This window comes from Nocardioides baekrokdamisoli (assembly GCF_003945325.1).
Classification (GTDB): Bacteria; Actinomycetota; Actinomycetes; order Propionibacteriales; family Nocardioidaceae; genus Nocardioides; species Nocardioides baekrokdamisoli.
The window spans coordinates 1052442-1065396 of sequence record NZ_AP019307.1; the positions used below are offsets into that span (position 1 = coordinate 1052442).

The following is a 12955-nucleotide window of genomic DNA, read 5'->3' on the forward strand; positions in this document are numbered from 1 at the left end:
GGGATCTTAATGTGTCCCTGTGGTGAACCTGCCCCCCACTCCCCTCCTCGGACCTGACTGTGTCGGACTCCGGGTCGTCGTCCGCTCGATCGTGCCCGGCGAGACCGGGCCGACCGGGGGTCCGGCCTTCACTGATGTCATCGGGATCTGCACGGAATGGACCGACCAGGACTGCGTGATCACCCGGTCAACCGGCGAGGTCGTTCGGGTCCCCCGGGCGCTGATCGTGGCCGGCAAGCCGGCGCCGGCGTTTGAGCGGAAACGTCGCGATGCTGGCACTGAGCGCGATCAGCCCTAGTCCGAGCACCGCATAGCCCGTCGTCGTCGAGCCCACCAGATATCCACCGGCCGACGTCGGTGTCACGGCCAGCGCGAGCACGACCATCCAGCCCAGCGCGTACGGCACCCGTCCGCGTACGCCCGCGGGCAGGGCCCAGAGCGTCGACCCGGTGGCGACACCGGCGAGGACCAGGGTCCAGGTGAGGTCATGGAGTACGACCGCGGCCGCCGCCGTCACCAGGCCGAGCGTCAGGGCAGCCAGCGCAAGCACGAACCTCAGCAGCGCCGGAACGAGCTTCACACGAGACCTGCGAACAGGTCGGCCTCCAGCCCGTCATCCCCGACCGGACCACGCGTGCCGTGCGCGAGCGTGTAGTACTCCTCGCCCCAGCCGCCGTCGCCGAGTGCGTCGCTGCGCTGGAAGAACGGGCCGTCCGCCGCCACCTGGGTCGGGTACGCACGCAACGCATCCAGCTTCTTCTCGGTCATCTCCCGCGCGTCGACGCGCGCCGCCAGGTCCTCGTCGGGGCTGGCCATCATCAGGATCATCGACAGGAAGCCCGGGTCCTCGCCGCCTGCCTGGAGCGTGTCGATCGCCCGCTGGATCGAGGTCTGCGACAGCGCCGTCCAGTAGAGCTTGCTGACGTCCCACGCCTCACCGAGATCGCGACGATGAGCAGCCACCCGGGCCAGTGCGGTGCCGAGCATGGACACCCGGTGGGCCTGGATGTGGTCGGGGTGGCCGTAGCCGCCGAACGGGTTGTAGGTGACGACGACCTGCGGCTTCACCTCGCGGATGATCTGCACCAGGTCGTCCGCGGCCTTGCCGAGATCGGCGTTCCAGAAGGCGTTGTGGTGGGTGTCGTCGGCCGGGATCGCGTACCCCTCGTCGTGCCATTGCATGCCCGAGTCACGGTACGTCCCGAAGCCACCGAGCCAGCGGTGGTCGGTGACACCGAGGACCTTCATCGCGTCGGCGATCTCACCGCGGCGGTGCTCGCCGAGTCGGTCCTCCTGATCTGCGGCCAGGTACGCCAGCTCGGGGACGAGGACCTCGCCCATCTCCCCGGCCGTGCACGTCACCAGGGTGACGCCGCGGCCCATCGACACGTACTTGGCCATCGTGGCGCCGGTACCGATCGATTCGTCATCGGGGTGGGCGTGGACCAGGAGGAGGCGCTGCTGCGCGGCGTCAGTCACGCGGTCAGCCTACTGGGGCCGCTTGATCCGTTTCGGCGCCACCGGAAGGACCAGCGGTGTGACCTTCGGCGGCTCGGGCAGATCGAGCCAGCCGTCGTACTGCTCGACGAGCATCTCGACCATGATCTGCGGGGCATCGCTGACGACGGCCCACGGCTGGTCCTCCTCGTCGTCCTCCCCTTGATACCGCTCGCGGACGATGTCGGCCGTCCAGCCGTCGCGCGTCAGCCTCTCCGCCACCGCGATCGCGTCCTGCTCGTCGAACAGGATCGCCCGGGTCAGCGGTCCGCTGAGGGCTTCGCGGACGTACACGAGGAAGGGCCGGTCGGCCTCGACCCACTCGACCGATTCCAGATCGTCGAGCGCGAGCCACCGGATCGCGTCGTGCACGTGCGGGTGTGGTTCGCCCTCGATGATGCGGGCCAACGCCGTCCGCATCTGCCACCGCTCGCCGATGTCGACGGTCAGTGGGAACCAGTCGCCGACGCGGATGCGTACGCCCAACTCCTCGTGGATCTCGCGGGCGAGCGCCTCGTCGAAGCTCTCACCCTCGTCCACCTTGCCGCCGGGGAACTCCCACAGCCCCTTGAGGTGGGCGGGTTCGGTGCGACGGGCGGCCAGAACCGTGCCCGCGTGCAGGATTGCGGCCCCGACCACGGGCGTACGCGCGCTCACCGTGGTCTCAGCGTCAGGGCGGTGCGGCGGTCGCACTCCAAAGCGGTCCTCACATCTGGCAACCTATCGCCATGGCCTCTCGTACTCCCGACCACGTCTACGACGTCGGAGACGAGCCCGATCCGCGGTTCTCGCTGGCGAACGAACGCACGTTCCTGGCGTGGGTACGCACCGCGATGGCGCTGATGGCCGGCGGTCTCGCGCTGCACTCGTTGAACGTCGTGCACACCGAATGGCTGCGGACAACGGTGGCTCTGGCCCTGCTGCTCCTCGGCGCCGGCTGCACCTGCGCCGCGTACCTCCGGTGGCGGAAGGTCGAGCGCGCGATGCGCCTGCGGGAACCGCTGCCGCGCTTCACCCTCGGGCTCTGGATGACCGCGGCGGTCGTGGTCATCGCGCTTGCCCTGGCCGTGGTGATGGCGCTCTGATGGGGATCGTGACCCGGATCAAGGAAGACCTCGGCCTGCCGATCACCAGCCTGACGGTGCGCATCACCGACACCGCGCTCGGCTCTCCGGCGGCCGGAGTCCACCTGACCCTCTCCGCACCGGACGGGCACGGGCTGAACGGGCGGACCGATGAGTTCGGGAGCGCCCGCGTCGATGACGGGCTGATTCCCGGCTCGTACGCCGTCGTGCTCGAGGCCGGCAAGTGGTTCGCGGCCCACAACCGGCCATGCGGATACGGCGACATCGTGATCAACGTCGAGGTCAGCACGGGCGCTGCACACGACGTCACGGTGAGCCTGGCGGGCTTCGCGTACTCGATCACCCTGGAGCCGAACGCGTACCAGCCTCCCGCGAGCTAAGCAGCCCGGGCGCCGGCCGCGGTCGTCGCCAGGATCAGCGCCCCCGCCACGAACATCGGCGCCGCCAGGTGCCAGTGCAACATGGCCGCTCCCGCAAGAGCACCGAGCAGGATCAGGGCGACGGCTCCCGCTCGACGGCGCCAGGGCCCGCCGGTCCCGTTGCCGAACCAGCTGTCGGCAGCCAGGCCGGTGATCGCACTGGTCACCACGACGGTCGTGACCTCCTTGACGGCGACGTGCCTTGCGGTCGCGGCCTGCAGTCCCATCGCGATGGCGGCAATCGTCGTGATCACGACGTCGACGGTGTGCGTACGACTGGCCGTGGCCAGCACCGTCGCGAGGGCGAGCATCACCAGCCCCACGAGCGCGAAGAGCGCGGTCGTACGCGGACCCCACGGTCGCGGATCACGGGACAGAGCTCGACCGCCAGCGGCCGCGCCCGCACCGAACCCGGCCAGCGCGAGAGCCGGGCCGAGAACGGGAAGGCCCGTCCCGCCAGCGAGGGCCATCCCGAGGACGACGACGTTGCCGGTCATGTTGCCGGTGAAGACCTTGTCGAGCCCGAGATAGCCGACGGCGTCGTTGATGCCGGTGGTGAAGGTGAGCACCAACATCAACGTCAGGTGTACGCGCTCGGTCCTGGTCACCGGTGCAGTATCCCCGAACCGTGAGGAACGCAGGCGCGAGCCGTGAGGAAATCAGGGCCGAACAGTGAGCATTCCTCACCTCTCGACCCGGAAATCCTCACCTTTCGGCTCAGATGGCGGCCGCAGCCGCCCGGCCCGCCACGCGACCGCCGAAAAGGCAGCCGCCGAGGAACGTGCCCTCGAGCGCGTTGTAACCCATCATTCCGCCGCCACCGAAGCCGGAGACCTCACCGGCTGCGTAGAGGCCGGGGAGCGGAGTCCCCGCCGAGGTCAGGCAGCGACCCGACAGATCCGTCTCGAGCCCTCCGAGCGTCTTGCGCGACAGGATGTGCAGCTTCACCGCGATCAAGGGGCCGTTGGCCGGGTCGAGGAACTTGTGCGGCTTGGCCACCCGCGACAGCTTGTCGCCGCGGTAGTTGAGCGCGGCGTACATCGCGGTGACCTGGGCGTCCTTGCAGTACGAGTTGTCGATCTGGCTGTCGCGCGCCGCCACGATCGCCTCGATGGCAGTGCCGTCAAGGACAGGACCGTCGCTCAGACGGTTCATGCCCGCGACCAGGTCGGCCAGGTTGTCCGCCACCACGAAGTCTTCGCCGTGGATCGTGAACGCGTCCACATGCTTGGACCCCTTGCGAGCGCGTTCGAGTACGCCCGGGATCGACTTGCCGGTCAGGTCGGAGTTCTGCTCGGATCCGGAGAGGCCGAACTCCTTGTCGATGACCTTCTTGGTGAGGACGAACCAGGAGTAGTCGTGGCCGGTGCCACGCAGGTGCTTGAGGGTGCCGAGAGTGTCGAAACCCGGGAAGTTCGGTGCCGGGAGCCGCTCGCCGGTGGCGTCGAACCACAGGGACGACGGGCCGGGAAGGATCCGGATGCCGTGGTTGTCCCAGATCGGGTCCCAGTTGCGGATGCCCTCGACGTAGTGCCACATCCGGTCGCGGTTGATCACCCGCGCGCCGGTCGACTCGGTGATCGCGACCATCCGACCGTCGACGTGGGCGGGGACGCCGGCGACCATGTCCTTGGGTGCCGCGCCCAGGCGCGCGGGCCAGTTCTTGCGGACCAGGTCCAGGTCGCCACCGATCCCACCGCTGGTCACAATGACCGCCTGGCCGCGGACCTCGAAGTCGCCGACCTCGACGCGCGAGGACGGCTGGCCGCGCAGGATCGTGCTCGGCTCGAGCATCTTGCCGCGTACGCCCACCGCAGCTCCGCCCTCGATGACCACCTCATCCACGCGGTGCCGGAAGGCGAACGTGATCCGTCCGGCCTCGGCATGAGCGCGTACGCGCCGCTCGAACGGCTCGATGACACCCGGACCGGTCCCCCACGTGATGTGGAACCGGGGCACCGAGTTGCCGTGGCCGTTGGCGCGACCGTCTCCGCGTTCGGCCCAGCCAACGACCGGGAAGGTCTTGAGGCCCATCCCGCGGAGCCAGGAGCGCTTCTCGCCCGCGGCGAAGTCGAGGTACGCCTCGGCCCAGCGCCGGGGCCACAGGTCCTCGTCCCGGTCGAACTGCGCCGAACCGAACCAGTCACGCGTGGCCAGTTCGAGCGAGTCCTTGATGCCCATCCGACGCTGCTCGGGGCTGTCGATGAAGAACAGCCCACCGAGGCTCCAGAACGCCTGGCCACCGAGCGACTGCTCAGGCTCCTGGTCGACAAGGATCACCGAACGGCCCGCATCGGCGGCCTCCGCCGCCGCCGCCAGTCCGGCCAGTCCGCCACCAACAACGACCACATCGGCTTTCATCACGGAGCGATCCTCCCAAATCGTGCGCCGTTCGTCGCCCCACGAGCGTGTTACACACCTTTAACGCCAGGGCCGGCTGCGACGAAACAAACGGCCACTGAACTAGTCCCGACCCGCCAGATGGCGGGGCGCCCCTAGGGTTCCGCAGCCGATCCGGCTGGCCTGGTCCGAGAGGGGAGGCGGCGCCGCAGTGTTGCGGGGCCGTTCCACGGCGGGAGAAAAGCCCGGGAGGCCCCACGGCCCCGGTGCGCCTCGTGCATTTCCGGGCATCTCGGAAGGCATTCCATGTCCACCGCATCTCTCGACCAGGCAAGTGCAGTCGACCTGCACGGCTTCGGATACGTCCAACAACTCTCCCGCCGAGTCGGCACGTACGCGTCGTTCGCAGCCGGCTTCTCCTTCGTCTCGATCCTCACGACCGTCTTCCAGCTCTTCTTCATCGGGTACGGCTTCGGCGGGACCTTGTTCTTCTGGACCTGGCCGGTCGTGCTTGTCGGGCAGCTCGCGGTCGCGTTGTGTTTCGCCGAACTCGCGGCGCGCTATCCGATCTCGGGTGCGATCTTCCAGTGGGCGCGACGCCTGGGCGGCAGCGTCTGGGGCTGGTTCGCCGGCTGGACGATGATCATCGCCCAGATCATCACCCTCGCCACCGCGGCGATCGCCCTGCAGGTGGTCCTGCCGATGGTGTCGACGAAGTTCCAGATCATCGGCGACGGCAGCGGCACCTCCGGTGCGGAGAACGCGGTCCTGCTCGGCTGCATCCTGTTGGCCATCACCACTGCTCTGAACGCGTTCAGCATCCGGATCACGGCGATCGTCAACAGCGTCGGCGTGACCTGTGAGCTCGTCGGTGTCGCACTCCTGGTGATCCTGCTCTTCAGCCACGCCCACCGCGGCCCCGGCGTGGTGTTCCACAACTCGGTGCTGAGCGGCAGCACCGGCTACCTCACTCCCCTGCTGATGTCCGCGCTCATGGCCGCGTACGTCATGGTCGGGTTCGACTCCGCCGGCGAACTGGCCGAGGAGACGCACAGCCCGCGCTCGGTCACCCCGAAGACGATCGTCCGCGCGCTGATCGTGTCCGGCATCGGTGGCGCGTTCCTGCTGATCGCCGCCCTGATGGCCGCCCCGTCGCTCACCGACGGCAACCTCTCCTCCCCGACCGGCGGTCTGCCGTACGTCCTCACCAGCGTGCTCGGTACGACCGTGGGCAAGCTGCTGCTCATCGATGTCGCGTTCGCGATCACGGTCTGCACCCTCGCCGTCCAGACCGCCGGTGCGCGGATGATCTTCTCGATGGCACGCGATGAGGTCCTGCCGTTCTCCGGCGCGCTGCGCAAGGTCTCCCCGCGGTTCCACACCCCGCTCCTGGCGACGGTCGTGCCGGGTGTCGGTGCGGCAATCTGCCTCGTCGTCAACGTGAAGAACACCAGCCTGTTCCTCGGCCTCGCCAGCGTCTGCATCATGCTGCTCTACATCGCCTACCTCATGGTGACGGCGCCGATGCTGGTCTCCCGACTGCGCGGCGGCAAGCTCGCCGACGGCGCGGACGAGGCGGGCAAGCCGCTGTTCTCGCTCGGCAAGTGGGGCCTCGCGATCAACGTCGTGGCAGTCGGTTACGGCCTGTTGATGGCGATCAACCTGGGCCTCCCCCGTCAGGCCGTCTACGACCCGGCCAACACCGGTTGGTACGTCCACTACCTCCCGTTGCTGACGATCGTGGCGACCTTCGGCATCGGAGCGATCGCGTACGCCGTCAAGCGCGGTGCGTACCACTCGACCGTCTCGGTCGAGGCCCACGCGATGCTGGGAGCTCTGGACCAGGCATGACCGCGATCGCCCACGAGATTCCGGGCGGTGCGTGTTGGTCGATCTCGGTCCCGGCGGACCGACTGATCACGTTGACGGCGCTCGGCGCTGCCACGAACGTGAGCATGCAGTTGTTCGCCGCCGACCGTCTCGACCGACTCAACGTCCCGGACACGATGAAGGCCCAGATGTCCGCGTGCATCAAACCTCCGATGGTGCTGATGTCCGACCGCGGCACCGGCCTCGCGTCGGTCGTCGCCTCGACCCTCGGGTGGCACGACTGCCTCGGCGGGCTCGGATCTGACGCCCACCTGGTCGGCGGGACGTCGTACGCCTCACACCGCAACGACTGGAAGCGATCGGCTCGCACCCTGATGCTGCTGGAGTTCGCCAAGTACGGGCTCGGCGAGTCCGACCTGCACGCCTCGGTGAACTGGTTCAGCAAGGTGGCGATCAGCGACCCGGACGCCGGGCTCAGCCTGACACCGGGCCACTGCTCCGCAGGCGACGCCGTGACGCTGCGCACCGAACAGCCCGTGCTGGTGATGCTCTCGACGTGTCCGCATCCGCTGTCCCCCGACGGAGCGACCGACGGAGTCGCGGTGGCAATCAGCGAGGCCGAACCGGTCTCCGCCGACGACCCGAGCCGGACCTGGCGTGCCGAATCGGGTCGTGCGCTCGACGTGACCGAGATGGTGGTGCTGCGATGACCTACGACACCATCGTCGAGGCCGGGGACGGGGCCCTCATCACAGTCCCCTCCGGTGGCCGCCTCCGGATCATCGATCTGGAGGGCAACCAAGCGGTCGACACGCTGCTCTACGACGCTCACGACATCCGCCACCGGTACAGCGCCTTCGACACCATCCGCGAACAGGGCGCGGTCTATCTGACCACCGGCTCCCGACTGCTCTCGGATCGTCTCGAGGAGCTCGCCGTCATCTCGGCCGACACCTGCGGTCGCCACGACACGGTCGGCGGTGCCTGTGCCCAGGAGAGCAATGTCATCCGGTACGGCATGCACACCCGGCATCAGCACGCCTGCCGCCAGACCTTCCTGGCGTACGGAGCTCCGGCGGGGATCGGTCAGCGCGAGTTGGGGCCCAACATCAACTTCTTCATGAACGTGCCGGTCGACGCCGCCGGGAACCTGCATTTCGAGGACGGGCTGTCGGCGCCCGGCAAGTACGTGGAGATCACCGCGAGTCGGGACATCCATGTCCTGATCAGCAACTGTCCCCAGCTCAACAACCCCTGCAACGGCTGGAATCCCACGCCCGTACGACTCGTGGGGACCTGGTGATGGGCGAACTCAGGGTGATCAGCGCCGGCGTCCAGACCACGATCCAGGACGTACGCGGTCGCCAGGGCTACTGGGATGTCGGCGTACCTCCTTCAGGTGCGTTCGACGACCTGACTCTCGGGCTCCTCAACGCCGCGCTCGGGAATCCGGGCACCGCGGCGGGACTCGAATGCGTGATGGTGGGTCCGGTTCTGGTCAGCGACGTCGACCGGATGATCTGCGTCGGCGGAGCAGTGCGCGAGGCGACGCTCGATGGTCGCGTCATCGAAGCTGGCATCCCGGCCCTGTGGCGAGCCGGCACGGAACTGGATCTGGGGCCGCTCGACGGGCCCGGGCTCCGCGGCTACCTGGCCGTGCAAGGGGGCCTCGATGTCCCCCGGGTTCTGGGCAGTCGTTCGACCTTCGTCCTCGGCGGGTTCGGCGGGATCGACGGGCGGCCACTGGCCGCCGATGACGTGATCCCCCTCGGCAGGCTGGAGAACCTGCTCACGCCTCAGGTGATCGAACTGCCGGCGCTGGGTCATGAGTGGGAGCTCCGGGTCATTCCGGGGCCTCACGGAGCGCCGGACTACCTGAGTCCTGAAGGCGTCGAGGAGTTCTTCGGAGCGACGTGGACGGTCGACCACCGTGCCGACCGCACCGGGATCCGGCTGCTCGGACCGAGCCCACAGTGGTCGCGGACCGACGGCGGCGAGGCGGGGATCCACCCCTCCAACCTGCACGACTCCGCGTACCCGGTGGGCGGCATCATGCTGTCGGGCGACACCCCGGTGATCGTCGGTGTGGACGGCCCGTCCTTGGGCGGGTTCGTGGTGCCCGCCGTCGTGGTCGAGGCTGACAGGTGGAAGTTGGGGCAGCTGCGTCCGACCGACACCGTCCGGCTGGTGCCGGTCAACCTGGAGGGAGCGCCGTCGGCACCCGAGCGTCCGCCTGTCCTCGCCAGTGGCGAGGCGTGGCAGGTCCGATGGACGATCCGGGCCTCGGGGGATCGCCATGTACTGGTGGAGGCAGGTTCGCGCGAGTTCGATCTACGCATCCGGATGTGGATCCATCTGCTCGCCACCAGCGCCCGGGACTCCCACGTCGTCGGCGTGACCGAGATCGTCGCCGGCGTACGCTCCTTGCTCGTCGCGATCGACACCACCCGGACCAGCGTCAACGAACTGGCGGGACTACTCGCAGGACTCGTGGACGCGCTTCCGGACCCTGACCATGTCGAGGTGCCCTCGCGGGAGGTCGTCCTCCCGATCGCTTTCGATCACCCGACCTCGCACGAGGCGATGCAGCGCTACTCCAGCGTGAACCCGACCGCCCCGTGGTGTCCGGACAACGTCGAGTTCATTCGGCGGGTCAACGACCTGGAGGACCGCGACGACGTGTTCGGCATCGTCGAGGAAGCGACGTACCTCGTCGTCGGGCTGGGTGATGTGTACCTCGGCGCACCGGTCGCCGTACCGCTGGATCCACGCCACCGACTGGTGACGACCAAGTACAACCCCGCCCGCACCTGGACAGCGCAGAACTCGGTCGGCATCGGCGGGATCTACATGTGCATCTATGGCATGGAGGGACCCGGCGGCTACCAGCTGGTCGGCCGGACCGTCCCGGTGTTCCGCCTCGGGGGCTCGAGCGACGACACGCGGCCGTGGCTGTTGCGCGAGTTCGACCGGATCCGGTTCAGGCCGGTCAGCGCCGCCGACCTCGCCGCCGCGCGTACCGCGATCGAGACCGGCGAAGCCGATCTCGAGACCAACCCGGGGACGTTCTCGCTCGCAGAGGTCAGGGCCCTGGAGATCGAGGCGGCTGACGAGATCGCAGCCGTGCGCGCTCGGCGCCGGGCCGCGTTCGACGCCGAGCGGACGAGGTGGGCCCAATGAGCGGCCAGCCGACGGCGTGGATCTCACGCCATGTCCTGGCCGGCGCCGACCTGGGACCGCTGGCTGGCCTGCGATTCGCCGTGAAGGACAACATCGCCGTCGCCGGCGTCCCCACAACCGCAGCCGACCCCCGGCGTACGACGCCTGCCGCGGCGCACGCACACGTCGTCCAGCGGTTGCTCGACGCCGGAGCCAGCGTCGCCGGCACGACCAACATGGACCAGTACGCCACGGGTCTGGTCGGTACCCGGTCGCCGTACGGGCTCTGTCATGCCGTGGACTCGCCCGATCACGTCTCAGGCGGCTCGAGTTCGGGGAGCGCCGTCGTGGTCGCCGGCGGCGAGGTCGACTTCGCGCTCGGCACCGACACTGCGGGCAGCGGGCGGGTGCCGGCCGCGTTCAACGGCCTCGTCGGAATCAAGCCGTCACGCGGCCTCGTGTCGGCCACGGGCGTCGTCCCGGCCTGTCGCAGCCTCGACTGCGTGACGGTGTTCGCACGGACCCTCGCCACCGCACGGACTGCGTACGAGGTGATGGTCGGCCATGATCCGCACGACCCGTACGCGCGGTTGCTGACCCAGGTGTCGCCGACAGAAGGGCGGGCGCGGATCGCCGTACCTCTCACTCCCCTCGACCTGGAGCCGACTCACGCTCAGGCCTGGGAGGCCGCGCTGGCCGCCGCCGCGGAGGTCGCCGAACTGGTCCCGGTGGACATCGGACCATTGCTGGAGGCTGCTGCCTTGCTCTACAGCGGCCCGTGGCTCGCCGAGCGCTGGTTGGCGTTCGGCGCCGCCATGGACGAAGGGCCGGAGGTCGACCCGACCGTACGGACGATCGTCCGCGCGGGCGCCACGATCACCGGAGCCGAGACCTTCGCCGGCTTCCATCAGTTGGCGCAGCTGGCCCAGGCGGCCTCCGGGGTCTGGCTCGGCGTGGACGCACTGCTGCTGCCGGTGACCCCGGAGCACCCGACGATCGCCGAGGTCGATGCCGATCCGATCGGGGTGAACGCCCGGCTCGGCCGATTCACCAACATGACGAACCTGCTCGATCTGTGTGCGATCGCGTTCCCCGGGCCTCGCCGAGTCGACGGCCTCCCGTTCGGCGTACAACTGCTGGCACCGGCAGGGGCCGACGACCGAATCCACGCCATCGCCGCAGACCTGCTGGGCGAGCCGCGCCCGGCCGCGAGCGCGGGACGGATCAAGGTCGCTGTCGCGGGCGCGCATCTGTCCGGTCAGCCACTCAACGCCGACCTGGTTGCCCGGGGAGGGCGTCTGGTCCGCAGCACCCGCACTGCCGCGGACTATCGGATGTTCTCGGTCCCCGGCCCACTGCCGCGGCCGGGGCTCACGCGCGTGATCGACGGCGAGGCCGGCGACGGCATCGAGGTGGAGGTCTGGTCGTTGCCCACCGACGCGGTCGGCGGTTTCGCGGCCACCATCCTGCCCCCGCTCGCCCTGGGACCAGTGGACCTGATCGACGGGCAACGGGTGCTCGGGTTCGTCTGCACCGCCGACGGCGCGGATCCCGAGCGGGACATCAGCTCGTTCGGCGGGTGGAGGTCCTACCTCAGTCGCTGATAGGGGCGACTCAGGACCAGACAGAACTCGAGGGAACATTCCCCTCGGATGCGGCCCTGACCTGTTAGGTCTTCAGCTGGCCCGGCGGCACCGGTGTCGATCAGCTCGCACGATCTCAAGGATCAATGCCTCGAGGCGTGGCCATTCATCGACGACCTCGTGGTACTTGAATCTGAGGGAGAGGTAGCCTTGGCGCACCAGTTCCCGGTCTCGTTCGTAGTCGCGCTTCGAGGTGTATCCGTCATGGAAGGCGGCGCTGTCGCATTCGATGACCAACCGGTCCCCGACGACCAGGTCCACCCGACCGACGTCGTCGATCTGGACCTGGGTACGCACAGCGATCCCGAGCCGCCGCAGGCCGACCCGCACGATGCTCTCGGTGCCGGACTCAGCAGTTCCGTCGCACCACCCCGCCAACCGCGGCGCAGCAACCTCGAGTTCCTCCAACCGCAGCAGGCCCCGGTTGAGCGCTGAATCGGCCAGCGCGACCGCGACATGTCGAGGTTGGCAGCGCGCCGAGTCCAGCACGATCTGGAGCGGGGTCGCGACGGGAGGCTCCCGCTCGATCGGCCCGCCGGCCCAATGGAGACAGATCTCCCGTGATCGGATCCGCTCCGGACGGACCCGGGATGCGTTGCGGGCCACCAGCACATGGAGTTTGTCGTCGGCGAGCGTCCACACTCCGTGGTGACGAGAGCCAGAAGTCGCCGTCAGGACCCCACCGAGGCGAGCCGCCTCGATGGCATCGGCATGCGCGGACGAATCGTGGAACCATCCGGGCCGGATCCGGACGAGGCGCCCGTCGGTGATGTGTTGCGCGACCGCAGGTGTCGACAGGCCGAGGAGGGAGAGCCGCCGCGATGAGTAGATACCCAGGAAGGGGCCTGATGCCATGCCTCGTAGCGTTGCCGCCGCCCTCTTCCCGACGGGCGGATCGCTCGGACACCTGTGGACAACGACCGAAAGGCCGTCGGCTGTGGACCGGTGGTGGTCAGATCATTCAGGACAGGACGGTACTCGA

The 12955-nt window shown here is 68.9% G+C and carries 14 protein-coding genes and 1 riboswitch; of the genes, 8 read left to right on the plus strand and 6 right to left on the minus strand.

Annotation, left to right across the window (positions count from 1 at the left end; genetic code table 11):
- Nucleotides 1-22 precede the first annotated feature (22 nt).
- Entirely contained in the window at nt 23-298 is a 276-nt protein-coding gene (locus KCTC_RS15275; RefSeq protein ID WP_456299594.1) for a putative acetyltransferase, read from the plus strand.
- Here the strand turns inward: KCTC_RS15275 and KCTC_RS05045 are convergent.
- Genes KCTC_RS05045 through KCTC_RS05055 form a run of 3 tightly spaced genes read right to left on the minus strand, consistent with a single transcriptional unit; the run spans nt 188 to nt 2190 of the window.
- Nucleotides 188-580 (minus strand): hypothetical protein, encoded by a 393-nt coding sequence (locus tag KCTC_RS05045; RefSeq protein WP_125567342.1) that lies wholly within the window; start codon nt 578-580, stop codon nt 188-190. The genes KCTC_RS15275 and KCTC_RS05045 overlap by 111 nt on opposite strands.
- Nucleotides 577-1479, minus strand: a complete 903-nt coding sequence (gene mshB / locus KCTC_RS05050; protein WP_125567344.1) for an N-acetyl-1-D-myo-inositol-2-amino-2-deoxy-alpha-D-glucopyranoside deacetylase — start codon at nt 1477-1479, stop codon at nt 577-579. The genes KCTC_RS05045 and mshB overlap by 4 nt, the downstream gene beginning before the upstream one ends.
- A 9-nt stretch (nt 1480-1488) precedes the next feature.
- Nucleotides 1489-2190 carry a (deoxy)nucleoside triphosphate pyrophosphohydrolase gene (locus KCTC_RS05055; protein WP_231998845.1) on the minus strand — a complete coding sequence of 234 codons (702 nt, stop codon included), beginning with the start codon at nt 2188-2190 and terminating at the stop codon, nt 1489-1491.
- A 35-nt stretch (nt 2191-2225) separates the two neighbouring features.
- Here KCTC_RS05055 and KCTC_RS05060 point away from each other — a divergent pair, with 35 nt between their 5' ends.
- Both KCTC_RS05060 and KCTC_RS05065 read left to right on the plus strand, forming a co-directional pair.
- Nucleotides 2226-2582, plus strand: coding sequence for a YidH family protein (locus KCTC_RS05060; protein ID WP_125567346.1), 357 nt, complete (start codon nt 2226-2228; stop codon nt 2580-2582).
- Nucleotides 2582-2962: a hydroxyisourate hydrolase gene (locus KCTC_RS05065; protein ID WP_125567348.1), complete on the plus strand. Its 381-nt coding sequence runs from the start codon at nt 2582-2584 to the stop codon at nt 2960-2962. Before KCTC_RS05060 ends, KCTC_RS05065 begins: the two co-directional genes overlap by 1 nt.
- On the opposite strand, the gene KCTC_RS05070 is transcribed toward KCTC_RS05065, so the two are convergent.
- Together KCTC_RS05070 and KCTC_RS05075 are read right to left on the minus strand one after the other, a co-directional pair.
- Entirely contained in the window at nt 2959-3609 is a 651-nt protein-coding gene (locus tag KCTC_RS05070) for a YoaK family protein (protein ID WP_231998846.1), read from the minus strand. The two genes, KCTC_RS05065 and KCTC_RS05070, sit on opposite strands and share 4 nt — an antisense overlap.
- Before the next feature lie 109 nt (nt 3610-3718).
- Nucleotides 3719-5362 (minus strand): FAD-binding dehydrogenase, encoded by a 1644-nt coding sequence (locus tag KCTC_RS05075; protein ID WP_125570028.1) that lies wholly within the window; start codon nt 5360-5362, stop codon nt 3719-3721.
- Nucleotides 5363-5485: 123 nt separating this feature from the next.
- A riboswitch (guanidine-I (ykkC/yxkD leader) is annotated at nt 5486-5595 on the plus strand.
- Nucleotides 5596-5647: 52 nt separating this feature from the next.
- On the opposite strand from KCTC_RS05075, the gene KCTC_RS05080 reads away from it, so the two are divergent.
- The 5 genes from KCTC_RS05080 to atzF are packed head-to-tail and all read left to right on the plus strand — an operon-like array spanning nt 5648 to nt 11934.
- Nucleotides 5648-7192, plus strand: coding sequence for an APC family permease (locus KCTC_RS05080; protein WP_125567349.1), 1545 nt, complete (start codon nt 5648-5650; stop codon nt 7190-7192).
- Nucleotides 7189-7881 (plus strand): DUF1989 domain-containing protein, encoded by a 693-nt coding sequence (locus KCTC_RS05085; RefSeq protein ID WP_125567351.1) that lies wholly within the window; start codon nt 7189-7191, stop codon nt 7879-7881. Before KCTC_RS05080 ends, KCTC_RS05085 begins: the two co-directional genes overlap by 4 nt.
- A complete protein-coding gene (locus KCTC_RS05090) occupies nt 7878-8474 on the plus strand; it encodes an urea amidolyase associated protein UAAP2 (RefSeq protein WP_125567354.1) in 597 nt (198 codons plus the stop codon). Before KCTC_RS05085 ends, KCTC_RS05090 begins: the two co-directional genes overlap by 4 nt.
- Nucleotides 8474-10351 carry a 5-oxoprolinase/urea amidolyase family protein gene (locus tag KCTC_RS05095; protein ID WP_125567356.1) on the plus strand — a complete coding sequence of 626 codons (1878 nt, stop codon included), beginning with the start codon at nt 8474-8476 and terminating at the stop codon, nt 10349-10351. The genes KCTC_RS05090 and KCTC_RS05095 overlap by 1 nt, the downstream gene beginning before the upstream one ends.
- The gene (atzF, locus tag KCTC_RS05100) at nt 10348-11934 is read left to right on the plus strand and encodes an allophanate hydrolase (protein ID WP_125567358.1); all 1587 of its coding nucleotides are present in this window, start codon (nt 10348-10350) and stop codon (nt 11932-11934) included. The genes KCTC_RS05095 and atzF overlap by 4 nt, the downstream gene beginning before the upstream one ends.
- A 72-nt stretch (nt 11935-12006) precedes the next feature.
- Here the strand turns inward: atzF and KCTC_RS05105 are convergent, their stop codons facing one another.
- Entirely contained in the window at nt 12007-12828 is an 822-nt protein-coding gene (locus KCTC_RS05105; protein WP_125567360.1) for an endonuclease domain-containing protein, read from the minus strand.
- Nucleotides 12829-12955 lie beyond the last annotated feature (127 nt).